Source organism: Roseococcus thiosulfatophilus (assembly GCF_017311575.1).
Lineage (GTDB): Bacteria > Pseudomonadota > Alphaproteobacteria > Acetobacterales > Acetobacteraceae > Roseococcus > Roseococcus thiosulfatophilus.
Map to the genome: position 1 here is coordinate 1 of NZ_JAFFQY010000015.1, position 23,968 is coordinate 23,968.

At 68.6% G+C, this 23,968-nt stretch carries 25 protein-coding genes and 2 tRNA genes; 15 read left to right on the plus strand and 12 right to left on the minus strand.

Features of this window, described 5'->3' with window-relative positions:
* Positions 1-300 precede the first annotated feature (300 nt).
* From JTN19_RS08160 to JTN19_RS08190, 7 genes are all read right to left on the minus strand, one after another.
* The gene (locus JTN19_RS08160; RefSeq protein ID WP_206931426.1) at positions 301-747 is read right to left on the minus strand and encodes an RNA-dependent RNA polymerase family protein; all 447 of its coding nucleotides are present in this window, start codon (positions 745-747) and stop codon (positions 301-303) included.
* A complete protein-coding gene (locus JTN19_RS08165; RefSeq protein WP_206931427.1) occupies positions 692-1,153 on the minus strand; it encodes an RNA-directed DNA polymerase in 462 nt (153 codons plus the stop codon). Before JTN19_RS08165 ends, JTN19_RS08160 begins: the two co-directional genes overlap by 56 nt.
* Before the next feature lie 298 nt (positions 1,154-1,451).
* Positions 1,452-2,591: an MFS transporter gene (locus JTN19_RS08170; protein ID WP_206931428.1), complete on the minus strand. Its 1,140-nt coding sequence runs from the start codon at positions 2,589-2,591 to the stop codon at positions 1,452-1,454.
* A complete protein-coding gene (locus tag JTN19_RS08175; protein WP_206931429.1) occupies positions 2,588-2,884 on the minus strand; it encodes a hypothetical protein in 297 nt (98 codons plus the stop codon). Before JTN19_RS08175 ends, JTN19_RS08170 begins: the two co-directional genes overlap by 4 nt.
* Positions 2,881-4,080: a 23S rRNA (adenine(2503)-C(2))-methyltransferase RlmN gene (rlmN, locus tag JTN19_RS08180; protein ID WP_206931430.1), complete on the minus strand. Its 1,200-nt coding sequence runs from the start codon at positions 4,078-4,080 to the stop codon at positions 2,881-2,883. Before rlmN ends, JTN19_RS08175 begins: the two co-directional genes overlap by 4 nt.
* On the minus strand, positions 4,077-4,583 hold the full coding sequence (locus tag JTN19_RS08185; protein ID WP_206931431.1) for an invasion associated locus B family protein: 507 nt from the start codon (positions 4,581-4,583) through the stop codon (positions 4,077-4,079). Before JTN19_RS08185 ends, rlmN begins: the two co-directional genes overlap by 4 nt.
* A 40-nt stretch (positions 4,584-4,623) precedes the next feature.
* Positions 4,624-4,947: a TIGR02300 family protein gene (locus JTN19_RS08190; RefSeq protein ID WP_206931432.1), complete on the minus strand. Its 324-nt coding sequence runs from the start codon at positions 4,945-4,947 to the stop codon at positions 4,624-4,626.
* 81 nt (positions 4,948-5,028) lie between these two features.
* Between JTN19_RS08190 and aroA the strand changes: the two genes are divergently transcribed.
* The 12 genes from aroA (at position 5,029) to JTN19_RS08250 (ending at position 17,384) form a co-directional block, all read left to right on the plus strand.
* Entirely contained in the window at positions 5,029-6,378 is a 1,350-nt protein-coding gene (gene aroA, locus JTN19_RS08195) for a 3-phosphoshikimate 1-carboxyvinyltransferase (protein ID WP_206931433.1), read from the plus strand.
* Positions 6,375-7,013 carry a (d)CMP kinase gene (gene cmk / locus JTN19_RS08200; protein WP_206931434.1) on the plus strand — a complete coding sequence of 213 codons (639 nt, stop codon included), beginning with the start codon at positions 6,375-6,377 and terminating at the stop codon, positions 7,011-7,013. Before aroA ends, cmk begins: the two co-directional genes overlap by 4 nt.
* A 242-nt stretch (positions 7,014-7,255) precedes the next feature.
* Complete coding sequence (gene rpsA, locus JTN19_RS08205) at positions 7,256-8,974, plus strand: 30S ribosomal protein S1 (RefSeq protein ID WP_206931435.1); 1,719 nt, start codon at positions 7,256-7,258, stop codon at positions 8,972-8,974.
* Positions 8,975-9,318: 344 nt separating this feature from the next.
* The gene (locus JTN19_RS08210; RefSeq protein ID WP_206931436.1) at positions 9,319-10,053 is read left to right on the plus strand and encodes a response regulator transcription factor; all 735 of its coding nucleotides are present in this window, start codon (positions 9,319-9,321) and stop codon (positions 10,051-10,053) included.
* Positions 10,054-10,166: 113 nt separating this feature from the next.
* Positions 10,167-10,601 (plus strand): CBS domain-containing protein, encoded by a 435-nt coding sequence (locus tag JTN19_RS08215; RefSeq protein WP_206931437.1) that lies wholly within the window; start codon positions 10,167-10,169, stop codon positions 10,599-10,601.
* A gap of 76 nt (positions 10,602-10,677) precedes the next feature.
* Positions 10,678-10,944 (plus strand): hypothetical protein, encoded by a 267-nt coding sequence (locus JTN19_RS08220; RefSeq protein WP_206931438.1) that lies wholly within the window; start codon positions 10,678-10,680, stop codon positions 10,942-10,944.
* 170 nt (positions 10,945-11,114) lie between these two features.
* Entirely contained in the window at positions 11,115-12,104 is a 990-nt protein-coding gene (locus tag JTN19_RS08225; RefSeq protein WP_206931439.1) for a TRAP transporter substrate-binding protein, read from the plus strand.
* A 6-nt stretch (positions 12,105-12,110) separates the two neighbouring features.
* Entirely contained in the window at positions 12,111-12,638 is a 528-nt protein-coding gene (locus JTN19_RS08230; RefSeq protein WP_206931440.1) for a TRAP transporter small permease subunit, read from the plus strand.
* A 5-nt stretch (positions 12,639-12,643) separates the two neighbouring features.
* Entirely contained in the window at positions 12,644-13,945 is a 1,302-nt protein-coding gene (locus JTN19_RS08235) for a TRAP transporter large permease (RefSeq protein WP_206931441.1), read from the plus strand.
* Positions 13,946-13,988: 43 nt separating this feature from the next.
* On the plus strand, positions 13,989-14,915 hold the full coding sequence (locus tag JTN19_RS08240; RefSeq protein WP_206931442.1) for a hydroxymethylglutaryl-CoA lyase: 927 nt from the start codon (positions 13,989-13,991) through the stop codon (positions 14,913-14,915).
* A complete protein-coding gene (locus JTN19_RS08245; RefSeq protein WP_206931443.1) occupies positions 14,912-16,090 on the plus strand; it encodes a CaiB/BaiF CoA transferase family protein in 1,179 nt (392 codons plus the stop codon). Before JTN19_RS08240 ends, JTN19_RS08245 begins: the two co-directional genes overlap by 4 nt.
* Positions 16,091-16,178: 88 nt before the next feature.
* The gene (locus JTN19_RS08250) at positions 16,179-17,384 is read left to right on the plus strand and encodes an MFS transporter (RefSeq protein WP_206931444.1); all 1,206 of its coding nucleotides are present in this window, start codon (positions 16,179-16,181) and stop codon (positions 17,382-17,384) included.
* A gap of 54 nt (positions 17,385-17,438) precedes the next feature.
* Here the strand turns inward: JTN19_RS08250 and JTN19_RS08255 are convergent, their stop codons facing one another.
* Positions 17,439-17,858 carry a tellurite resistance TerB family protein gene (locus JTN19_RS08255; RefSeq protein WP_206931445.1) on the minus strand — a complete coding sequence of 140 codons (420 nt, stop codon included), beginning with the start codon at positions 17,856-17,858 and terminating at the stop codon, positions 17,439-17,441.
* Positions 17,859-17,862: 4 nt separating this feature from the next.
* On the minus strand, positions 17,863-20,628 hold the full coding sequence (locus tag JTN19_RS08260) for an ATP-dependent DNA helicase (protein WP_206931446.1): 2,766 nt from the start codon (positions 20,626-20,628) through the stop codon (positions 17,863-17,865).
* Between the two features lie 87 nt (positions 20,629-20,715).
* Here JTN19_RS08260 and JTN19_RS08265 point away from each other — a divergent pair.
* Positions 20,716-20,789 (plus strand) — tRNA-Arg (locus JTN19_RS08265).
* Positions 20,790-20,878: 89 nt separating this feature from the next.
* Here the strand turns inward: JTN19_RS08265 and JTN19_RS08270 are convergent.
* Positions 20,879-20,954, minus strand: a tRNA-Ala gene (locus JTN19_RS08270).
* Positions 20,955-21,069: 115 nt separating this feature from the next.
* On the opposite strand from JTN19_RS08270, the gene JTN19_RS08275 reads away from it, so the two are divergent.
* Positions 21,070-21,780, plus strand: coding sequence for a CoA transferase subunit A (locus JTN19_RS08275; RefSeq protein WP_191086034.1), 711 nt, complete (start codon positions 21,070-21,072; stop codon positions 21,778-21,780).
* 15 nt (positions 21,781-21,795) lie between these two features.
* Positions 21,796-22,446, plus strand: a complete 651-nt coding sequence (locus JTN19_RS08280; protein ID WP_191086033.1) for a CoA transferase subunit B — start codon at positions 21,796-21,798, stop codon at positions 22,444-22,446.
* Between the two features lie 43 nt (positions 22,447-22,489).
* Here the strand turns inward: JTN19_RS08280 and phbB are convergent, their stop codons facing one another.
* Both phbB and metW read right to left on the minus strand, forming a co-directional pair.
* The gene (gene phbB / locus JTN19_RS08285) at positions 22,490-23,212 is read right to left on the minus strand and encodes an acetoacetyl-CoA reductase (RefSeq protein ID WP_206931447.1); all 723 of its coding nucleotides are present in this window, start codon (positions 23,210-23,212) and stop codon (positions 22,490-22,492) included.
* Positions 23,213-23,353: 141 nt separating this feature from the next.
* Positions 23,354-23,953 (minus strand): methionine biosynthesis protein MetW, encoded by a 600-nt coding sequence (gene metW, locus JTN19_RS08290; protein WP_206931456.1) that lies wholly within the window; start codon positions 23,951-23,953, stop codon positions 23,354-23,356.
* Between the last annotated feature and the right edge of the window lie 15 nt (positions 23,954-23,968).

A 23,968-nucleotide genomic window follows, 5' to 3' on the forward strand; every position in this document is an offset into this window, starting at 1 on the left:
TGAAGCGATCACAAGAGCAGCAAATCGTCGTACCGCATCCGATGGATGAGTAAGAAAAATCTCACTCGCATCATTTTCTGCTTTCCACCGACTATCCAGAGAAAAGAGGTGGAGCATCCAAATAAAATGGTATTCTGGGGCCCAGATTTTGTTTCTGTATTTGAAAGACTTAAGGATTTTCTTCTTCATAGATGCGAATTTTTTGGCCTCTCGACCAACGAATATCTCCAAGAATCGACATATATGCCCAGAAACTGGAAAGAGGCGCTCGATATTTTCGATAAGTAGGTCAGCAATCTTCTATTGCATCTCTAAATCAACAAGATTTATTTGAGAAGCATATTTAATGACCATAGATATTGAGTCATAATCAAGCGCTGTTTCTGATGAAAGAAGAGATGCTAGAATATTATCTAAAGAATTTAAATCGGTCTGATCAATACTGTTACTATCGATTTCCTGATTGTCTTCGTCATAAAAATCAAGATCGTCAAAAATTGTTCTGATTTGGTTTACCGCGCGTTCTACACTGTTCTCGTCATCAAATGAACGACGAGTCAGAAATTCTTCTGTCGTAAGAATTTTAGTTTTGACGCCAGACAGCGTTAAGCCATGGAAGTCAAAAAGTCGCGCACCTAGTTCGTATAGTATAATCTGTGCTTCTGATTCGGATTTGCAAAAAATCACATAATCATCTACCCAGCGCACAAATTTTATTCTTTTGCCTTTGTAAGGCAGCATCAACATCTACAAGAACAGATTCGGCTAAAATGCGCGAGGCGAATGGGCCAACTGGAATGCCATAACTGTTTTTATCCATTATGTTTGATATAAATTTTTTCACTAGGACGCGCGCAATTTCGCGCGTTCGAGGTGTACTGGCAGAGGAGATCACAATATTTTCCAAACGATGTTGATAGATGCGTGGATAAAAATCCGCGATATCAGCTATCGCAACAAATTTGAACGCATTCTTTTCGGCTAGGGTCTTACAGTAATTTTTGAAATCAACAAAACTGGGATGCCCCGAATATAGCTTCGTATGCTCGGATACATCACTGCGATAAGAAAAAACGATCTTTTCTGATTTTTTTGGCCGCAAAACTTCCAGATCATTTTTTATGGCGAGGACTAAGGCGGTATAGATAATCATATCTGTTGGATGTAGCAAAGAAAGCACCCGAAGAGTGACTCTTGCCTTTGGTGCATATATCCGAAGGGGGGAGCGTGGGAGATAAGTATCCAGATCTATTTCTCAATTTGAGATTTTATTGTATCCCAATTGTCGGCCGCGACCGACCATTCAGCCAGCGGCGGAAGGAGCGTACTATAGCCGTGGAAGTCGATCGCATCGCGGGCAGCATCAAGCTCAGCCGGAGTTAGGAAAAATGCCATAAATTCCACCAAGATCAATTTAGCGTAGAGAAGTATCTGAATGTAATTCGGTCAAGTTATTTTCGCGCCCACCACGCCAACCCCCCAACCCCCACCCCCGCCAGCCCAAACGCCACCCGGTAATCCGCCCCCGCGATCACCGCCGCGAACACCAGCGTCCCCAGCGTCTGCCCCAGGAACAGCGCCATGGCGAAGGCGCTGACGGCCGTGCCCCGCGCCTCCGGCAGCGCCTCGGTCGCGCGCGCCTGCAGCACCCCGTGGAACATGAAGAAGGCGAGGCCGATGCAAAGCTGCGCCACCAGCACCACCCACCAGGCCCAGGCCACGCTGATCAGCAGCAGCAGCCCCATCAGCGACGCCCCGCCCAGCCCCAGCAGCCCCCGCTCCCCGAAGCGCCGCACCAGCCGCTTGGCGATGCGCGTATAGACGAAGGCGCCGATCCCGAAGCCCGCCATGACCAGCCCCGCCTCGCCGGCCGAAAGCCCGAAGCGCTCGATCAAGAAGCTCGCCACGAAGGGGAAGGCGCCGCCGAACAGCAGCGCCCCGTTCAGCCCCGCCAGCATCAGCAGCTTCCGCCCGGCCGGCGCCCGCAACAGCCGCGCGAAGCCCGAGAACATTCCCGCGGCCGGGCGCGGCGGGGGCGGCGCGCCGCGCAGCAGCTTCCAGGCCATCAGCCCGCCCGCGCCCACCGCCAGGCCCCCCGCGGCCAGGAAGCTCGCCCGCCAGCCGAAATTCTCGCCCAGCACGCCGGACATCGGGCCGGCCAGCATCTGCGCGAAGACCATCCCCGTCAGGAAGCGGCCGATGGCCGCCTGGCGCTCCTCATAGGGCACGCTGTCGCCGATATGCGCCATCATCAGCGGGATCACGGCGCCGGCGAACAGCCCGGCCAGCGCGCGCATGATGGTCAGATCCGTCAGCCCCTGCGCCAGCGCCGAGGCCATGCTGACCAGCCCGTAGGCGACCAGCGCGAAGCTCGCCACGCGCACCTTGCCCAGCCGGTCGCCCAGCGGGCCGGTCGCGATCTGCCCCGCGCCATAGGGCAGGGCGAAGGCCGCGATCAGGATGGCGGCGCCCGCCACGGTGGTGCCGAACCCCACCGCGATCATGGGCAGCAGCGGGTCCAGCAGGCGCATGCCCGCGCCGATGGCGAAGCCGCCGAAGGCCATCAGCCCCAGCGGCAGCTTCGCGCTCACCGGAAGCGCCGCCACAGGGCGCGGCCCGCCAGCACGGCCCAGGCCAGGGCGGTGCCCAGGGCAAAGGGGAAGGTCAGCAGCCCCAGCCAGCCCAGCACGAACATGGCGTAGAGCGTGCCGCCGATGTCCTGCCCCGCCAGCAGGCAGGGGTGGGGCGTGCCCTCATTCAGCCGGCAGCCCAGCACATCGGCCAGGGCCGCGGCCGTCAGCACTGACAGGATCGGGCTCCAGGCCAACAGCGTGACGACCGCCAGCGCCCAGCGCATCAGGCCGGGCCCCGGGGCCCAGCTCACGCCGCACCGCCCCGCTTCGCCCGCTCGCTCTCGGTCTTGAGCTGGCCGCAGGCGGCCAGGATGTCGCGGCCGCGGGGGCGGCGGATGGGGCTGGAATAGCCGGCATCGTTCAGGATGGCGGCGAAGCGGTTCACCGCCTCGGGCGTCGAGGTCTTGTAGGGCGCGCCAGGCCAGGGGTTGAACGGGATGAGGTTCACCTTGGCGGGCAGGCCGCGCAGCAGGCGCACCAGCTCATGCGCCTCGGCCTCGCTGTCATTCACGCCGCGCAGCATGACGTATTCGAAGGTGATGCGCCGCGCGTTGGAGGCGCCGGGATAGCGCCGGCAGGCGGCCAGCAGCTCCGCGATGGGGTATTTGCGGTTCAGCGGCACGATCTCGTCGCGCAGTTCGTCGGTCACGGCGTGCAGCGAGACGGCCAGGTTCACCCCCAGCTCCGCCCCGCACTTGTCCATCATGGGCACGACGCCGGAGGTGCTGAGGGTGATGCGCCGGCGCGACAGCCCGATGCCCTCATGGTCCATGATGATGGTGAGCGCCTTGGCGATGTTCTCGTAATTGTAGAGCGGCTCGCCCATGCCCATGACGACGATGTTGGACAGGAGGCGTCTGTCCTCGCCGGTGGGCGTCGGCCATTCGCCGTAGGAATCGCGGGCGGCCATGAACTGCCCCACGATCTCGGCGGCACCCAGGTTCCGCACCAGGCGCTGCGTGCCGGTGTGGCAGAAGGTGCAGGAGAGGGTGCAGCCCACCTGGCTGGAAATGCAGACCGCGCCCCTGTCTTCGTCCGGGATGTAGACCGTCTCCACCTGCTGCCCGTCGCGGAAGGCGAAGAGCCATTTGCGGGTGCCGTCGGTGCTGGTCTGCTCGGTGGTGACGCCGGGGCGGCCGATGGTGAAGCGCTCGGCCAGCCGCGCCTGGAGGGGCTTGGCGATGCTGCTCATGGCCGCGAAGTCGCGCGCGCCCTGGTGGTAGATCCAGTGCCAGAGCTGCTTGGCGCGGAAGGGTTTTTCGCCCATGGCGACCATCTCGGCCGCCAACTCCTCCCGCGAGAGGCCCACCAGTTCGCGCCGCCCCTCCGCGTCCTGCATGGAGGGCGGGGCGAAGGCGGCGGCCTTGGCCAGGATGCGCGCGCGCTCGGCCTCGGTCAGCCCGTCCGATGGGGGCAGGGTACGGTTGTGGGGCGGAAAGGCGTTCATCGGCGGCCGGCCGGGCAGGCGCGTGTGATGGCGTTGTAGGCCGCGGTAAAGCCCTGCAGCGGGAACACATCGGCCGAGACGCCGCGGTTGTTCGGCCCCGGCCCGCGCGACAACGCCTCGCGGCCCCCGCGCAGGGCGGCCACCACGGCGGCACCGTCACGCGCGAAGGCGGTGTCGCCCGCGGTGAAGAAGGGCAGGGTGGCATTGCCCACCACCAGGGCGCTCTCGGCGCCACGGGCGAAGGTGTAGCCCGGGCGGATGGCCACCTGGTCGCGCTGGTTGCTGCGGTGGGTCACCAGCAGCATGACATTGGGGGCGAGGCGGCCGGGCACGCCGTCCACCGAGCGCGCGCGGGCGAAGGCGTAGCAGACGCGCTGGCCGCCTTCCGTATGAGTGACGGCGGTCCAGGCGTCGAAATCACCGAGCTTGGAGGGCCGGTTGGCCTGCTGGGCGGCGGCGGGTGCCGCGGCCAGCAGCACCGCGACGAGAAGGGTCCGGAACATGGACGCTGAATAGGCGCAGCCGCGCCCAGCGTCCATGGACTCAGGTTTCCTCGTCGCGATCGGCCTCGACCTCGATCTCCTCGCCGATCGCCTCGTCCTCGTCCTCGAGGTCCGCGTCGTCGTCGAGGGCGGGGTCCGCCTCCACATCTTCCAGTTCCACGTCCTCCGCGTCCGCCTCGGCGGGGACGCCGGCGCGCTTCTTCACCTTGTCTTCCGGCAGGGCGGAGGAGCGGCGCGCGCGCGGCTGCTCGGCCGGCTGTTCCGTCCCGCATTTGGGGCAGATCGCGGGCGTGCGCGTCAGGTCGTAGAATTTCGCGCCGCAGGCCACGCAGACGCGCTTCAGGCCAAGTTCCGGCTTTGCCATGGAGCCCTCTATAGAATGCCGCCCGTCCGGGCGGGCGGGGCGCATTGCCACGGGCAGCGCGTCGGTGTCAAACCGCCCTCCATGTCGAGCGAATCCGCACCCCAGCCCCTGCGCGCCCGCGCGGCCCCCGCACCGCTCTCCGGAAGGCTGCGGGTGCCGGGCGACAAGTCCATCAGCCACCGCGCCCTGATGTTCGGCGCGCTGGCCATCGGCACCACCGAAATCCAGGGCCTGCTGGAGGGCGAGGACGTGCTCCGCACCGCCGCCGCCATGCGCCTCCTGGGCGCCACGGTGGACCGGCTGGGCGATGGGGCCTGGCGCGTGGCCGGCCGCGGCATCGGCGGCCTCACGGAACCCGCGGATGTCCTGGACATGGGCAATTCCGGCACCGCCGCGCGGCTGATCTGCGGGCTGCTGGCGGGCCACCCCCTCTTCGCCGTGATGACGGGCGATGCCAGCCTGCGCCGTCGCCCGATGAAGCGCGTGACGGACCCCCTGGCCGCCACCGGCGCCCGCTTCCTCACGCGCGAGGGCGGGCGTCTGCCCCTGGCGGTGGAGGGCGCACGCAACCCGCTGCCGCTCGACTATCGCCTGCCCGTCGCCTCGGCCCAGGTGAAGAGCGCATGCCTGCTGGCCGGTCTTTGCGCCCCTGGCGTGACCCGTGTGGTGGAGCCCGAGGCCACCCGTGACCACAGCGAGAACATGCTGCGGCATTTCGGCGCCACCGTCCGCGTGGCGGCGAAGGGCCATGGACGCGTCATCGAGCTGGACGGCCAGCCCGAGCTGCGCGCCGCCCCGGTGCAGGTGCCGGGTGACCCCTCCTCGGCCGCCTTCTTCGCGGTGGCGGCGCTGATCGTGCCCGGCAGCCGGCTGGTGGTGGAGAATGTGGGCCTGAACCCGCTTCGCACCGGGTTGTTCGAGACGCTGCGCGAGATGGGCGCATCCCTCACCGTCGCCAATGCCCGCACCGAGGGGGGCGAGCCGGTGGGCGACCTGGTGCTGCGCCAGGGCGAATTGCGCGCCGTGGACGTGCCTGCCGCCCGCGCGCCGGCCATGATCGACGAATACCCCATCCTGGCCGTGGCCGCCGCCCATGCCCGTGGCGCCAGCCGCTTCCGCGGCCTGGGCGAACTGCGGGTGAAGGAGAGCGACCGGCTCTCCGGCACCGCCGCCCTGCTGGAGGCGGCCGGCGTGAAGGTCGAGGTGGAGGGTGACGACATGATCGTCCATGGCACGGGCGGCCCCGCGCCCGGTGGCGGCCTGGTCGCGACCCAGATGGACCATCGCCTGGCGATGAGCGCCCTGGTCCTTGGCCTGGCCACCCGCGCGCCCATGACCATTGATGATGGCGGCTTCATCGCGACCAGCTTCCCCGATTTCGTCGGGCTGATGAACCGCGCGGCTGGCGGCACGGCCATCGAAGCCGCATGAGCCTGCCTTTCGTCATCGCGGTGGATGGGCCGGCGGCGGCGGGGAAGGGGACCTTGGCACGGCGCCTCGCGCAGCATCTGGGCCTGCCTTACCTGGACACGGGCCTGCTCTATCGTGCCGTGGGGCGACGGGCCCTGGACGCGGGCGCCGACCCCGCCGACCCCGTGGCGGCCGAGGCCGCCGCCCGCACCCTGGCGCCGGCCGACCTGGAGCGCGGCGACCTGCGCGGCCCCGTCGCCGACGCGGCCGCCAGCAAGGTCGCGGCCATTGGCGGTGTGCGGGCCGCCCTCCTCGACTTCCAGCGACGTTTCGGCGCGGAGCACGGTGCCGTGCTGGATGGGCGGGACATCGGCACCGTCGTCTTTCCAGAGGCTCGGCTGAAGCTCTTCGTCACGGCCAGCCCCGAGGTGCGCGCCCTCCGCCGCCATGCGGAGCTGGCCGCCAGGGGCGCGGCGCCGAGCCTGGACGAGGTGGCGCGCGACATGGCCGACCGCGACGCCCGCGACGCCAATCGCGGCGTGGCCCCTTTGCGCCCGGCCGAGGATGCGAAGGTGCTGGACACCTCCGGCCTGGACGCCGACGCAGTGTTCGAAATCGCCCTTTCCTGGGCTGTTGCGGCGCAAAAAGCGACGTGATTCCCGATCGCGTTGCGGTTTTGGCTTGACCCTGGGGACGACTCCGTCGAAGACAGGGGCGCCTCGGTCATGCCGGGGCCGGCCGTTGGGACGCGCCGCAAGCGACCCACCCATCGGCCCCCAGACCCTTCCGTGGCTGGCGGCAAGCCGTGATGGCATGGCGGGGCAAGGCCCCTGGCCGTCGCGCAGGACCGGACTTCGGAACATCTCGTTCCGAACCTGACCCAGGACACAAGCTCTACATGGCCAATGCCAACGCCCCCGGCTCGACCGCGGGCACCGAAGATTTCGCCGCCCTTCTCGATGAAATGCTGGGCGCCAACACCGGCTTCGCCGGCTCCGTCGTCACAGGCAAGGTCGTTCGCCTCGACGACGACTATGCCGTGGTGGATGTGGGCCTCAAGAGCGAAGGCCGCGTGCCCCTCAAGGAATTCGCCCCCGCCGGCATGAAGCCCGAGGTGCAGGTCGGCGACGTGTTCGACCTTTTCGTCGAGCGCTACGAGGACCGCGACGGCTCCATCGTGCTGAGCCGCGAGAAGGCCCGCCGCGAGGAGGCCTGGACGAACCTCGAAAAGGCCTTCGCCGCCAACCAGCGCGTGAACGGCATCCTGTTCGGCCGCGTGAAGGGTGGCTTCACCGTGGACCTGGGCGGCGCGGTCGCGTTCCTGCCGGGCAGCCAGGTGGACATCCGCCCCGTCCGTGACGTGGGCCCGCTGATGGGCCAGGCCCAGCCCTTCCAGATCCTGAAGATGGACCGCGCCCGCGGCAACATCGTCGTCTCCCGCCGCGCCGTGCTGGAAGAGACCCGCGCCGAGCAGCGCGCGGAGCTGGTCCAGGGCCTGAAGGAAGGCATGGTGCTGGATGGCGTGGTGAAGAACATCACCGACTACGGCGCCTTCGTGGACCTGGGCGGCGTGGACGGCCTGCTGCACGTCACCGACATCGCCTGGCGCCGCATCAACCACCCGAGCGAGGCCCTGACGATCGGCCAGCAGGTGAAGGTGCAGGTCATCCGCTTCAACCAGGACACGCAGCGCATCAGCCTCGGCATGAAGCAGCTGATGTCCGACCCGTGGGATGGCGTGGCGCTCAAGTACCCGGTCAATGCCCGCTTCTCGGGCCGCGTGACCAACATCACCGACTACGGCGCCTTCGTGGAGCTGGAGCCGGGCGTCGAGGGCCTCGTGCACGTCAGCGAGATGTCCTGGACGAAGAAGAACGTCCACCCGGGCAAGATCGTCGCCACCTCCGAGCAGGTGGACGTGATGATCCTGGACGTGGACGAGCCGAAGCGCCGCATCTCGCTCGGCCTCAAGCAGGCGCAGGGCAACCCGTGGGAGCTGTTCGTCCAGAACAACCCGCTGGGCAGCGTGATCGAGGGCGAGATCCGCAACATCACCGAGTTCGGGCTGTTCGTGGGCGTGGGCCCCGACATCGACGGGATGGTGCACCTCTCCGACCTGTCCTGGGATGTCCCTGGCGAGCAGGCCCTGGCCGGCTACAAGAAGGGCGACATGGTCAAGGCAAAGGTCCTTGACGTGGACATCGAGAAGGAGCGCATCTCGCTGGGCGTCAAGCAGCTGGAGGCCGACCCGGCCGCCGAGGTGCTGGACCGCGTCCGCAAGGGCGACATCGTCACCTGCACCGTCACCAAGGTCGAGGCCAATGGCATCGAGGTGCGTGTGGACGACGTGCTGACGGGCTTCATCCGCCGCGCCGAGCTGGCCCGTGACCGCCAGGACCAGCGCCCGGAGAAGTTCGCCATCGGCGAGAAGGTGGACGCCAAGGTGACCGCCGTGGACCGCGCTGCCCGTCGCCTCTCCCTGACCGTGAAGGGCAAGGAGATCGAGGAGGAGCGCGAGGCCGTGAAGGAGTTCGGCACGGCCGACAGCGGTGCTTCGCTGGGCGACATCCTGGGTGCCGCCATCCGCCGCCGCCGCGAGATGGCCGGCGAGGAGTGAGGAGCCCGGCGCCCCGCCCGCGAGGGAGGGGCGCCTGGAATTTTGGGGGGCGGGCCGAGAGGTCCGCCCTTTTTTCATGGTCGCGCGATGCCGAGTCATAGCTTAATTCTGGCGCACGAGTCTTGGATACGGAGACTCGCCCCTATGGAATCTAATTTATGATGGAAAATGGGCTTTGGGCGCCGCGCGGACCGTTGGAGGCGTGCTAAGGCTCTCGAATCGAGCCAAAAAATCTCTAAATGTGAAAAATTTTCTTTTAAATACACAGAAAATGTCAATTCACCCTAGCCGCCTACACCTTCCGGTGGTAAATCTCTGCACGCAAAACGTGTGGAGATGGACGGATGCGAATTCTCCTGGTGGAAGATGACCGGTCGGCGGCACGCGGCATCGCGTTCCAGCTCCAGCAGCATCGGATGGTCGTGGATGTGGCGGATTGCGGGGCTGAGGCCCTGGAACTGGCCCGTCTCTATGACTACGACGCCGCCATCGTGGACCTCATGCTGCCGGACATGGAGGGCTATGACGTGGTGGCCAAGTTCCGCGCCGCGCGCATCGAGGCCCCGGTGCTCATGCTCTCGGCCAATGGCCGGACCCAGGCGAAGATCCGCGGGCTCTCGGTCGGTGCCGATGACTACCTGTCGAAGCCCTTCGAGCCCGATGAGCTGGTCGCCCGGCTGCAGGCGATGATCCGCCGCTCCAAGGGCTTCAGCCAGCCGCGCATCCAGCTCGGCCCCCTCTCGCTGGACCTCAGCGCGAAGGAGGTGGCGGTGCATGGCCGTGCCGTCCACCTGACCACCAAGGAATACGCCATCCTGGAACTGCTGCTCATGCGCCGGGGCACGGTGCTGTCCAAGGAGAACTTCCTGGACCACCTCTATGGCGGCATGGACGAGCCGGACGCCAAGATCATCGACGTCTTCGTCTGCAAGCTCCGCAAGAAGCTCCAGCAGGCTGGCGCGCCCAACGTGATCGGCACGGTCTGGGGCCGCGGCTACATCATCCGCGAGAGCAGCCCGCTCCCCGCCATGCCCGGGCTGCGTGCCGGCCTGGGGGATGGCCGCCTCAGCGCCGCCTGACCCGGCCGCGCTGCACCGCATGGCTTCGCTGCGGTGCAGCACACCAAAAAGTTGCGTTCAGGCCATGTGCGGCCGCACTCTTCCCGGCCAAAGCCGGGAGGAGGATCTTCCACATGATCGTTGCGCAGGTTCTGAAGACCAAGGGCAGCCAGGTGGTCTCCGTGCGCCCAGGGGATTCCATCGCCTCCATCACCCGCACCTTGGCGCAGCACCGGATCGGCGCGGTGCTGGTGCTGGAAGCGGAGCAGGTTCTGGGCATCGTCAGCGAACGCGACATCGTCCGCGCCTTGGCCGCCCTCGGCGAGGCCGTGATGCGAATGACGGCGGGCCAGTTGATGACGCGGGTGCTCTTCACCGCGGGCCCGGCCAGCACCATCCAGGATGCCCTCCAGCTCATGACCGACCGCCGCGTTCGCCACCTGCCGGTGCTGCACGCGGACGGCACACTGGCCGGCATGGTCTCCATCGGTGACCTGGTGAAGGCCCGCATCGCGGAGGCCGAGGACGAGGCTGAGGCACTCAAGAGCTACGTCGCCACCGCCGGCTGAGGCTTTTGACCTGCCGCAAGGACGGCGACCACGCGGCGTGGTGATCTCGGCGGGCGATCTTGAATGGAGCGTCCGCATGAACCACCGCCACCGCAAGGTGCTGCATGGCATCTTCTCCCACCCGCTGAACCACAACCTCGACCCGCGTGCGGTCGAGCATGTGCTGGAAGAGCTGGGCGCGGAACTCAGCCACACCGGACATGGCGCCCTGGCCGTGAAACTGGGCGAGGAGCGCGGCAGCTTCCATCTCGGCTCCGGCTCCGTCGGAGGTGACGAGGTCATGCGCCTGCGCAAGCTCATCACCGCCGCCGGCGTCGAGCCGGAGCGCGATTACCCGCTCTGACGCCAGTCGGGGTGCATGGTTTCGCGTGCACCCCGCGCGGTTTCTGCCGCCTCGGCGGGCAGGGATGTGCGAAGCCCCACGGGGACCGGCCCAAGCCGGGCTTGCGCGCCGCCCATCCGTCGCGTGATGATCCGCCCCATCAAAAGCCCGAATGGGAGAGGCTCATCGTCATGCTCACCACCCGCCGCGCCCTTCTGGCGGCCGGGGCCGCCGCGCCCCTGCTGCCCGCCCGCGATGCCGCCGCCCAGGCGCGCTGGCAGATGGCCACCCCCTATCCGGATGGAAACTTCCACACGCGAAACGTGCGGACCTTCCTGGAGGAGCTCTCCACCGCCACCGGCGGGCGGGTGAACGTCCAGCTCCATTCCAACGCCTCGCTGCTGCCCATGGCGCAGATCAAGCGCGGCGCGCAGAGCGGCCAGGTCCAGCTGGGGGAAATCCTGCTCTCGGCCTATGGCAATGAGGACCCATTCTTCGAGGTGGACAGCATCCCGCAGCTGGTGCCCACCTATGCCGATGCCCGCCGGCTGAACGAGGTGACACGGCCCTTCATCGAGGCACGCCTGCAGCGCCAGGGCCTCTCGCTGCTCTATATGGTGCCCTGGCCCTCCTCGGGCTTCTACACCAACACCCCGATCGAGACGCTGGAGAACCTCCGCGGCACCCGCATGCGGACCTTCAACGTCATGACCAACCGTTTCGCGACGCTGGTGGGCGCGAGCCCCGTGCTGGTGCAGGCGGCGGAAGTGCCGCAGGCCTTCGCCACCGGCGTGGTGAACGCCATGGTGACGAGTGCCGCGACGGGCGTGGACAGCAGCGCCTGGGATTTCGCGCGCTACTTCACCCATGTGGGCTTCACCTTCACCCGCAACGCGGTTTTCGTGAACCGCCGTGCGCTGGAAGCCCTTTCCGCCGCCGACCAGGCCGCGGTCCGTGCCGCCGCCGCCGCCGCCGAGACGCGCGGCTGGCGCATGAGCGAGGAGGCGCGTGACGCCGCCGCCGCCACGCTGGCGCAGCGGGGCATGAATGTCAGCCAGGCCTCGCCCGCCATGCTGGAGGCGATGTCCCGCATCTCCGACACCATGGTGCAGGAATGGCTGACGCGTGCCGGCCCCGACGGGCAGGCCGCCATCCAGGCCTACCGCGCCGGCCGGAGCTGAGGGGGCGTGCGCCGCGCGCTTGACGCCCTCTATGGCTTGTGTGGCGTGCTCGCGGCGCTGGCCCTGCTGGGCATCTTCCTGGTGATGATGGCGCAGATGATCCTGCGCCAGTTCGCCATCCAGTTCCCGGGTGCCACGGACCTCACCGGCTATCTCTGCGTGATGGTGGGCTTCCTGGGCCTGGCCTGGACCTTCCGCAAGGGCGAGTTGATCCGGGTAGGGCTGCTGGTGGAGAACCTGCCGCCCCCCAAGCGGCGGGTGATGGAGATCTTCGCCCTCACCGTCGCCGCCGTCATGGTCGCCTATATCGTGTGGTGGAGCTGGCACGACGCCATGTTCAGCCTCGAGATCGAGGAGGTGGCGCAAGGCAGCGTGGCCTTCCCCCTCTGGATTCCCAAGCTCGCCATTCCCATCGGCGCGGGGGTGCTGCTGGTGGCCATCCTCGATGAATGGGTGGCCGTGCTTCGCGGCCAGAAGCCCGGCTACGCCCGCGCCGCCGAGGCGCGTGCCGCCGCCCACGACTACACGGCCTGACCGCGATGGGCCTTCTCGAACTCGCGCTCCTGCTGTTGGTGCTGCTGATCTTCCTGCTGGGCTCGGGCGTCTGGGTGGCGCTGTCGCTGGCGGGCGCGGGCTATGTCGCCATGGCGCTGGTGCACCCTTCGCCGGGGTTGTTCCTGGCGGGCGCCTATTGGGAGAGCTCGGCCAGCTGGACCCTGGCCGCCCTGCCCATGTTCATCTGGATGGGCGAGATCCTGTTCCGCACGCGGCTGAGCAATGAGCTGTTCAACGGCATCGCCCCCTGGGTGCGGCGCCTGCCCGGGCGGCTGATGCATGTGAACATCTTCGCCTGCGGCCTGTTCGGCTGCGTCAGCGGATCGAGTGCCGCCACCTGCGCCACCGTCAGCAAGATCGCCCTGCCGGAACTGGCCAAGCGCGGCTATGACCAGCGCACGGCCATCGGCAGCCTGGCCACGGCGGGCACGCTGGGGCTGCTGCTGCCGCCCTCCATCATCATGGTGGTCTATGCGGTGGCAGCCGAGGTCTCCATCGTGCGCGTCTTCATCGCGGGCTTCATCCCCGGGCTGATGGTGGTGGTGCTGTTCAGCGCCTACATCGCGATCTGGGCGCTGTTGAACCCGCAGAAGCAGCCGGCGGCCGATCCCTCCACCAGCTTCGGCCACAAGCTGCGGCAATCCGCCCAGCTCATTCCCTGCGTGCTGCTGATCCTGGCCGTCATCGGTTCCATGCTGGGCGGCCTCGCCACCGCGACGGAGGCCGCGGCCTTCGGCGTGGCGGGCAGCCTGGTGCTGGCGGCCGTGACGGGTTCGCTCACCTGGCAGGGCTTCAAGGACAGCCTGGCCGGGGCCACGCGTCTCTCCTGCATGATCCTGTTCATCCTGGCCGGCGCCGCCTTCCTGACCAAGGCGATGGCGCTGACGGGCATCCCGGCCGCGCTGGCGACGGCGGTGGCCAGCGCCGGGCTCGGCCCCTATGCCATCATCGCCATCCTGACCGTGGTCTACATCCTGCTGGGCACCTCGCTGGATGGAGTTTCCATGATCGTGCTGACCACCAGCGTGGTGGTGCCCATGGTGCAGCAGGCGGGGTTCGACCTGATCTGGTTCGGCATCTTCATCATCCTGCTGGTCGAGATCGGGCAGATCACGCCGCCGCTCGGCTTCAACCTGTTCGTGATGCAGAGCATGACAGGGAAGGAGCAGACCGAGATCGCGCTCGCCGCGCTGCCCTTCTTCGCCATGCTGGTCCTGGCGGTGGCGTTGATCACGGTGTTCCCCTGGCTGGTGACGGCTTTGCCGGATTACCTCCTGGCGCGGTAGAAGCGGGGCCGGCGCCACGCAACGAGCACAGGAGGAGACAACCATGCAGCGCGACGTGACGGTCAGCGAGGTCGGCCCGCGCGACGGGTTGCAGATGGTCTCCCAGGTGATGCCCACCGAGGTGAAGTGCCGCTGGATCGCGGCCCTGCACGCGGCGGGCCTGCCCGAGATCGAGGTCGCCTCCTTCGTCCCGCCCGCGCTGGTGCCGCAGATGGCCGATGCGGAGGCCGTGACGCGCTTCGCCAAATCCCTGCCCGGGCTGCATGTGGCCGTGCTGGTGCCCAACAAGCGCGGCGCCGAGGCGGCGGTGGCGGCGGGCGCCGACAAGATCACGCTGACGCTCTCGGCCAGCGAGAAGCACAGCCAGGCCAATCTCCGCCGCTCGCGCGAACGGCAGATGGAGGAGGCGCGGGCGTTGGCGGCGCATGTCGCGGCCCTCGACCCCGCCACGCGCCCGAGCCTGGAGGCCGGGCTCTCCACCGCCTTCGGCTGCTCCCTCCAGGGCGAGGTGCCGGAACGCGACGTGGTCGAGATGGCCGTGGCCCTCGTCGAAGCCGGCTTCGACAGCGTGGGCCTCTCCGATACCGCCGGCTATGCCCAGCCCGCCCAGGTGCGGCGCCTGCTGCGCGCGGTGCGTGCCGAGATCGGGCCGCGCTGCGACAGCCTGCACATGCACGACACCATGGGACTGGGGTTGGCCAACGTTACCGTCGGCGTGGAGGAGGGCATCCGCATCTTCGACGGCGCGCTGGCGGGGTTGGGGGGCTGCCCCTTCGCCCCCGGCGCCTCGGGCAACATCGTGACGGAAGACCTGGTGTTCCTGCTGGAATCCCTGGGCCTGCGGACGGGCGTGGACCTCGACGCACTGCTGGCCGCCCGCGCCATCCTGGCCGAGGCCCTGCCACACGAGCCGCTGCACGGCGCCTATGCCCGCGCCGGCCGCCCCACCGGCTGGAAGGCCGCGGCATGACCACGCCCACCCCGCTCAAGGGCCTGCGCGTCGTCGAATTCACCCACATGGTCATGGGCCCGACCGCGGGCATGGTCCTGGCCGATCTGGGGGCCGAGGTCATCAAGGTGGAGCCTGCGCCCGAGGGCGACACGACGCGCCGCCTGACCGGCTCCGGCATCGGCTTCTACGCCGCCTTCGGGCGTGGCCGCCGCAGCCTCTGCGTGAACATGAAGGACCCGCGCGGCCGCGCGCTGGTGCATCGCCTGACCGACCGCGCCGATGTGCTGCTGGAGAATTTCCGCCCCGGCGCCATGGCCAAGCTCGGCTTCGGCCCGGAGGAACTGGCCGCCCGCAACCCGCGCCTGATCTATTGCTCCGGCAAGGGCTTCCTCCCCGGCCCCTACGAACATCGCACCGCGCTGGACGAGGTGGTGCAGATGATGGGCGGCCTCGCCCACATGACGGGGCCGGAGGGGCGACCGCTGCGCGCGGGCTCCAGCGTCATCGACATCATGGGCGGGCTTTCGGCGGTCATCGGCATCCTGGCCGCGCTGCGGGAACGCGAGAGCACGGGCGTGGGCGGTCAGGTGCAGGCGGGCCTCTTCGAGACGGTGGCGCTGCTGATGGCGCAGCACATGGCGCAGACCGCCATCACCGGCACGCCCCCGCCGCCCATGTCCACCCGCCTGCCGGCCTGGCCCGTCTACGACATCTTCGACACCGCCGATGGCGGGAAGGTCTTCGTGGGGGTGGTGACGGACACCTCCTGGCCCGCCTTCTGCGTGGCCTTCGGCCTGGACGACCTGGCCGCCGACCCCACGCTGCGCACCAAGCAGCAACGCGTGGCCGAGCGCGCGCGGACCATCCCGCGCATCGCCGCCGTGCTGCGCACCTATGACAAGGCGGCGCTGATGGCGAAGTGCGAGGCGCTGGGCCTGCCCTATGCCCCCATCGGCAAGCCCGAGGACCTGTTCGAGGACCCGCACCTCAACGGCTCGGCCGGGCTGGTGCCGATGACGCTGCCCGACGGGCGGCCGGTGAAGCTGCCGGCCCTGCCCATCACGCTCGATGGCGCGCGACCCGGCGGAGCGGGTGACCTGCGCGCCCCGGGGGCCGATGGCGCGGACATCGCCGCCGAGCTCGGCTTCACCGCCGACGAAGTGGCGGAGATGCGGGCGGCAGGGATTCTGTAGCGGCCCTGGTTTTGCCGCCTGGTGGGGGCGTGCCTATGCTGCCACCGCCGTCGCGCCGCCATCCGGGCCGCGCCGGATGGAAGATGGGATGCCTCGTTCCCCGCAGATGAACCTGTTGCTGCTGGCGCTGGGCGCGATGTTCTTCCAGCAGACCTTTGCGGCATTGGGGCGCAACCTGCCTCCCATCATCGCGCCGGCCATCCTGGCGGACCTCCAGCTCGATCCCGCCTGGATCGGCGTCTATGTGGGGCTGACGGCGGCGGCGGCGCTGCTGGCCCAGCTGAGCTGCGGCAGCTTCATCGTGCGCTATGGGGCGCTGCGGGCCAGCCAGGCGGCGCTGGTCATGCTGGCGGTGGGGCTGGCGGCCGCCACGGTGGGGCCCATGGCGCTGTTCGCGCTTTCGGCCATCATCGGCGGCGGGGGTTCGGCCATCTCCACACCGGCCAGTTCGCACCTGCTGGGGCGCTATTCGCCGCCGCGCTACGCGCCGCTGGTGTTCTCGCTGAAGCAGACGGCGGTGCCGGCGGGGCTGCTGCTGGCCGGGCTGCTGGGGCCGCTGCTGGTGGGGCTCTGGGGCTGGCGGGCGGCGATGCTGTCCGCCGCCGCCGCCTGCCTGGTCTTCGCCTTCATCCTGCAGCCGACGCGGCGTGAGTTCGATTCCGACCGGGTGCCCAGCCGCAGCTTCCACCTCTCGGACCTCGGCACCACGCTGATGGTGGTGACGAAGCGCCGCGAGTTGCGAAACCTCTCCTTCGCCTGCTTCGCCTTCAACGGGTTGCAGATGGTCTTCGTGGCCTATTTCGTGACCTACCTGGTGGTGCTCGGCCATGGGCTGGCGGTGGCCGGGATGGTGTTCTCCATCGCGACACTGGTGGCGGTGCCGGGCCGCGTCTTCTGGGGCTGGTTCAGCAGCGCCTTCGCCGCACCGCGCGTGGTGCTGGCCTGGCTGTCCATCGGCATGGCGGCCAGCACGGTGATGATCGGGCTGGCCGGCGGGTTGGCGGGCCTCATCCTGCTCGGCCTGGCGGCGGTGGCGTTGAGCGCCACCGTCCTGTCCTGGCACGGCGTGCTGCTGGCCGAAGCCGCGCGCCTCGCGCCCGAGGGCATGCGCGGCGCGGCCACGGGGGGCGTGCTCTCCTTTGGGCAATTGGGCGCACTGACCATGCCGCTGTTCTACGCGGCGGTGCTGAGCCTTTCGGGCAGCCACGCGCTGGGCTTCATCCTGTGCGGGCTGCCCTGCCTGGTCGTGGGCGTCATCATGCTGCTGCGGGGCGGGGAACCGCCCGCGCCATAATTCACCTGGAGGCGCCCTCCGAGTCGCCGGGCGATGCCGCCCCGCGTGAAAACGCTACAGCACCTGATACCGGGCACGGGCCGCGCGCTCGATCGCGCCGGCCACCAGGCGGTCCAGTTCAAGGCCGATCCGCAAATGCTGCAGCATCTGCAACTCCTCCTGCGAGGCGTCGCCATTGGCGGCCGCCACGTCGCAGGCCAGCAGATAGGCCGTCTCGCGCAGGCGGGGCGGCAGGGCCTCGCGGATCAGGTCGAAGGCGCGGTCCAGCCCGTCGGAGCGTTGCAGCAGGGGCAGGCAGGCCTCGGTGCTGCGCGCGACCTCGTCCGGGGCGAGTTCGGCGAAGGCCGGCAGGTCCTGGATCAGGCGCGTCATCTGCGCCAGTTCCTGGTCGTCCACCTGGCCTCCGGCCGCCGCCATCAGCAGCATGGAACAGATCAGCGCCTGCTGGGGGGAAAGCTGTTCGGGGATGTTCATGCCCTCACCCTTGCAACAGATCGCGGGTTTGCGCCACCGCTTCCGCCAGGCTGACGCGCCGGGCTACGACGCCCTCGGGCAAGGCGGCCAGGATGCGCGAGGGGCAGGCGCGGTCCAGCAGCACGAAGACCCCGCGGTCATCGGCGCGGCGAATCAGCCGGCCGAAGGCCTGTCGGAGCTTGTGGCGGGCATGAGCGTCGTCATGCCCTTGCGGATCACCTTCGGAAAGGTGCAGGCGGCGTTCGCGGTGCAGGATGGTGCGGCGCGGCCAGGGCACGCGGTCAAAGACCAGCAGGCGCAGCGCGCGGCCGGGCACGTCCACCCCGTCGCGCATGGCATCGGTGCCGAGCAGGCAGGCATCCTCCTCGGCGCGGAAGATGTCCACCAGCGTGGCATTGTCCATCGCGTCCACATGCTGGGCGTAGAGCGGGATGCCGCGGGCCTCCAGCGCGGGGGCGATGCGTGCCGCCACCTCGCGCAGGCGGCGGATGGCGGTGAAGAGGCCGAGCGCCCCGCCGCCCGCCGCCGTGAACAGCTGCTGCATCGCGCCGGCGACCGGCCCGGCGTTGCGGCTGTCCACATCGGTGATGACGAAGGCGCGGGTATTGGCGGCATAGTCGAAGGGCGAGGGCACGGCCGCGCGCAGGGCCGGCAGGGGCAGGTGGACGGCGCCGCTGCGGGCTTCCGCCACGCGCCAGGCGGCCTCCGGGTCGTCGCGCTTCGCGGCATCGGTCAGCGTGGCGGAGGTGACGAGAAGCCCATGCGCCGGCGCCGCCACCGCCTGGGCGAAGGGGATGGAGGGGTCCAGCCAATGTCGGTGCAGCCCCGCATCCACGTCGCGCCCGTCGCGCCGGTCGAGTTGCAGCCATTCGACCATGACGGGGCGCTGCCCGGGCTCGCGCGCCGGCTCGGCGAGGCTTGCCAGCATGGCGCGCCAGGCGGCGAGCGGGATCAGGGCGCGGCGCTCGATCCCGCGCTGGGCGGTTTCCAGGCGGATGCGTTCGCCGGCCTCGGTGTCGGGGTCTTCCTCACCGGCTTCCAGGCGCGCGGCGATGCGGTCGCGGAGGGTGGTCAACGGCTCCTCCAGCCGGGCCAGGGCGCGGGCCAGGGCAGCGCCCGCCTCCGCCAGAGCCTCGCCCACCGGGTGCAAATCCACTTCCAGCGTATAGCCCTCGTCGCGCTCGGCGCGGGCCAGGACCTGGGCGCGGACCTCGCGCAGGAAGGTCTCGCTGACATTCTCCGTGGGGGTTTCGTCGGTCAGGCGGCCGAACCAGCCGGCGGGGGGCAGGGCGCGGGCGGCCTGGAGCGTGGCCTCCAGCGGCGCCAGCAGGTCCGGGATGTCGCCCGCCAGCTCCTCGATGCGGCGCTGCAAGCCCTTGGCGCGGGAACGGCCGCCCTCGGCCCCCAGCAGCCAGCGGCGCAGCTCCGACGCCTCCATGCCCGAGAACTCGGCCGAGAAGGCGCCATCGGCGGCGTCGAAGAGGTGGTGGCCCTCGTCGAAGACATAGCGGGTGGGGCGGCTGTCCTCGCCGCCGCCCAGCGCGGCCTGCACCATCACCAGCGCGTGGTTGGCCACCACCAGCCGCGCCTGCCGCGCGCGGCGGATGGAATGCTCGACGAAGCATTTCCGGTAATGCGCGCAGGCCGAGCGGATGCACTCGCCCCGCCGGTCCGCCAAATTGGCGAAGCTGCCGGGCGGGAACAGCTCGGCCAGCCAGCCGGGGAAGTCGCCGCCCTGGATGTCGCCATCGCGGGTGGCGCCGGCCCAGCGCGCGACCAGCGCCAGCGGCAGGGTGAGGCTGCGGATGTTCAGCTGGCCGAGCGCCTCGTCGAAGTTCAGCAGGCAGAGGTAGTTTTCCCGACCCTTGCGGACGGCCACACGCTGGCGGCGTTCCTCGGGGTCGGGGAAGAGGCGCACCAGCTCCTGGTCGATCTGCCGCTGGAGGTTGCGCGTGTAGGTGCTGAGCCAGACGGGCGCGCCGTTGCGCTCGGCCCAGAGGCTGGCCGGCGCGATGTAGCCCAGCGTCTTGCCGGTGCCGGTGCCGGCCTCCGCGAGGACGATATGGGGGGACCCTTCCGCCTCGCGCGGGGCGAAGGCGGCCGCGGCGGCCGAGGCGAAGTCCCCCTGCTGCGGGCGTTGCTCGGCGCCGGGGCCCAGCATCTCGGCCAGGCGCCGGCGGGCGTCATTGGGTGGGACCGGATGGCTGGAGGGCGGGGGGAGGGGGGCGGTTTCCTCCCACTCCGCCAGGCGCCGCCAGGCCTTGAAGGCGTCGCGCGAGGGGCGGGGGTCCGCCTGGCCGAGTGCGGCCAGCACCCCCGGCGCCCAGGACCATCCGGCCTGGTCGAGTTGGGCGGCCATGCCGGCGGCATCGCGCGCGGAGGGGTGGGGCGCTTCATCGGCCAGGTAGCGCAGCAGGCGGGCGGCGATGTCGGGCAGCAGGGCGGCGGCGGCCGCGTCATCGGCGGGTGGTGGGAGGTCGAGCGCCAGGGCCAGGCCGCGCGCGGTGGGCGGGGCGTTCTGCGCGGGGCGCGCGAAGGCGAACAGCTCCAGCAGGTCGAAAGCGTCGAGGAAGCGGGGCAGTTCCAGCCTTCGCGCGGTGGCCGGCGCGTGAACGAGGATGGGCGGCGGCATCTCGGCCAGCGTCTCGGCGATGCGCGGGCCGGTCAGGACCATCAGCTCGCCATCCGGCGTCAGCAGCGTGGCGCGGCCATGCGCCGCGACCAGGGCGGGGGCATCGGGCAGCAGCAGGCGGGGGGTGGGGCGGGCCATGGGTCAGCCCGTTATGCGCCGCGTGGCCGGCCGCGCCAACGTGGCGGGTTTTGCGGGGGCGCGGGAAGTGCTATTTCCCGCGGCGGCGTCTCCGTAGCTCAGCCGGATAGAGCACCAGATTCCTAATCTGGGGGCCGTGGGTTCGAATCCCGCCGGGGACATGCCTTCCCAAACACATCGGACATGATCGCGCGACAGAGCCGAGCGGCCCCGCGTCAGAAAATCATGATGTCCGGTGCAGGAAGGGGAGTGGTGGAGCCAGGCGGAATCGAACCGCCGACCTCTTGAATGCCATTCAAGCGCTCTCCCAACTGAGCTATGGCCCCCCTTGGGTGGACGCGGCTATAGCCCCCCTCGAAACAGCCCGCAAGCCCACCCTCGCCCTTTCCTGCAAAGAGGCGGACGGGTAGTTTGCGCCGCACCAATCGAGGATGAGGCACGATGCGAAAGGTCTACCCCGACGCGACGGCGGCACTGGCTGGCCTGTTGCGTGACGACATGGTGATCCATTCCGGCGGCTTCGGCCTCTGTGGCATCCCCGACATCCTGATCGACGCGGTGCGCGATTCGGGGGTGAAGGGCCTGACCGTCGTCTCCAACAATGCCGGCATCGATGATGTGGGCCTGGGCCGCCTGCTCCGCACCCGCCAGATCAAGAAGATGATCGCGAGCTATGTGGGCGAGAATGCCGAGTTCGCCCGGCAGTTCCTGGCCGGCGAACTCGAGATCGAGTTCAACCCCCAGGGCACGCTGGCCGAGCGCATCCGCGCCGGCGGCGCCGGCATCCCGGCCTTCTACACCAAGACCGGCGTCGGCACCGCGGTGGCGGAAGGCAAGCCCACCGCCGAATTCGACGGCGAGACCTATGTGATGGAACGCGGCATCATGGCCGACCTCGCCCTGGTCCATGCCTGGATGGGCGACCATGAGGGTAACCTCGTCTACCGGCGCACCGCGCGGAACTTCAATCCGATGATGGCCACCGCGGCCCGCATGACGGTGGCGCAGGTCGAGCATCTGGTGCATCCCGGCGAGATCGACCCCGATCACATCGTGACGCCCGGCATCTTCGTGAAGCGCCTCATCCAGGTGCCGCCCGGCTACGAGAAGCGCATCGAGAACCGCACCGTCCGCCCCCGCGAAGCGGCCTGAGGAAAGGAGACGACCATGCCCTGGACCCGTGACCAGATGGCCGCCCGCGCCGCGCGTGAGCTGGAGGACGGCTTCTACGTCAATCTCGGCATCGGCATTCCGACGCTGGTGGCCAACCACATCCCCTCCGGCATCTCCGTGCAGCTGCAAAGCGAAAACGGCATGCTGGGCATCGGTCCCTTCCCCGAGGAAGGCTCCGAAGACCCGGACGTGATCAACGCCGGCAAGCAGACCGTCTCGATGCTGCCCACCACCAGCATCTTCAGCAGCGCCGACAGCTTCGCCATGATCCGTGGCGGCCACATTGATCTGTCCATCCTGGGCGCGCTTCAGGTGGCGGCCAATGGCGACCTCGCCAACTGGATGATCCCCGGCAAGATGGTGAAGGGCATGGGCGGGGCCATGGACCTCGTCGCCGGCGTCAAGCGCGTGATCGTGCTGATGGAGCACACCGCCGGCGGCAAGCCCAAGCTGCTGAAGGAATGCGCCCTGCCGCTGACCGGCCAGCGCGTGGTGGACATGGTGGTGACGGACATGGCGGTGTTCTCCATCGCCCGCCGCGGCCCCACGGATCTGCGCCTGGTGGAACTCGCCCCCGGCGTCAGCCTCGATGAGCTGCGCGCGGCCACCGAGGCCGAGTTCACCGTGGCGCTCGAACACGCCTGAACGCGCATGGCCCCTGGCGCCATCGCCAGGGGCCACGCCACCCTCAGTACATGTGCTGCCCGCCATTGATGGACAGCGTGCTGCCGGTGATGAAGTCCGCCTCATCGGCCGTCAGGAACACCACGCCGCGGGCGATGTCATCAGCCGTGCCGAGACGCCCGCGCGGGATCCGCGCCACGATCTTCTCCAGCACATCGGCCGGCACGGCGCGCACCATCTCCGTGTCCACATAGCCGGGTGCGATGGCGTTCACGGTGACCTGCGCGCGGGCGCCTTCCTGCGCCAGCGCCTTGGTGAAGCCATGGATGCCGGATTTGGCGGCGGCGTAGTTCACCTGGCCCAGCTGCCCCGCCTGGCCGTTGATGGAACCGATGTTGACGATGCGCCCGAACTTGCGCCCCGTCATGCCGTCCCACACCGCCTTGCACATGTTGAAGCAGGAGCCGAGGTTGGTATCTATCACGGCGTCCCACATCTCGCGCGTCTGCTTGCGCAGCATGGCGTCGCGCGTGATGCCGGCATTGTTCACCAGGATCTCGACGGGGCCGTGCTCGGCCTCGATGCGCTTCACCGCCTCCACGCAGGCGTCGAAGTCGCTCACGTCGAACTTGGCGACGGGAATGCCCGTCTCGGCGGAAAAGGCCCGCGCGGCCTCGTCATTCCCGCCATAGGTCGCCACCACCTTCCGCCCGGCGGCCATGAGCCCCTTGCTGATCGCGGCGCCAATGCCGCGCGTGCCCCCCGTCACCACCGCCAGACGTGCCATGCTTCTTGTCCTTCCCTGTCGTGCCTCGCAGGCCCCTCCGTCACGCCCCTTCGTGGGGCGCGTCCGGCTGGACAGGGCGATGCTAGACGATCAAGGACCGGCAGGACCACGATTTCCGCCGCCAGGCGGCGGGCGGCGTGGCTATTTGCGGCGCAGCAGGAACAGCGCCTGCTGCCCGAACATGTTGGCCAGCCGCACCGAACGCCGCCAGGGCGCCTTCAGCCCGCGTTCATCCACCGCCAACCAGCGTTCGATGACATGGCCATCCATCTCGGCCAGCGCCACGAAGTCCAGGATGGTGCAGGGGTGGATGTTCGGCGTCTCGTACCAGGGTCGGCTCCAGGTCTCGGTGTCCGGCATGCGGCCACCCAGCAGCAGCTTCAGCCGCACCTCCCAATGCCCGAAATTGGGGAAGCTCACGATCGCGTGGCGGCCGATGCGCAGCATCTGGCTCAACACCTCGCGCGGGCGTTCCACGGCCTGGAGCGTGCGGCTCAGCACCACATAGTCGAAGGCGTCATCGGGATAGAAGGCCAGGTCCGTGTCGGCATCGCCATGGATGACGGCGAGGCCATTGGCCACGGCTTCCGTGGCCTCCTTCATGTCAATCTCCATGCCGCGCGCATCCACCGCCTTCTCGGTGACGAGATGCGCCATCAGCGTGCCGTCGCCGCAGCCGATGTCGAGCACCCGCGCGCGCTCAGGGATCATCTCCGCGATGATCCGCAGGTCGAGGCGCATGTTCTTCGCGACATA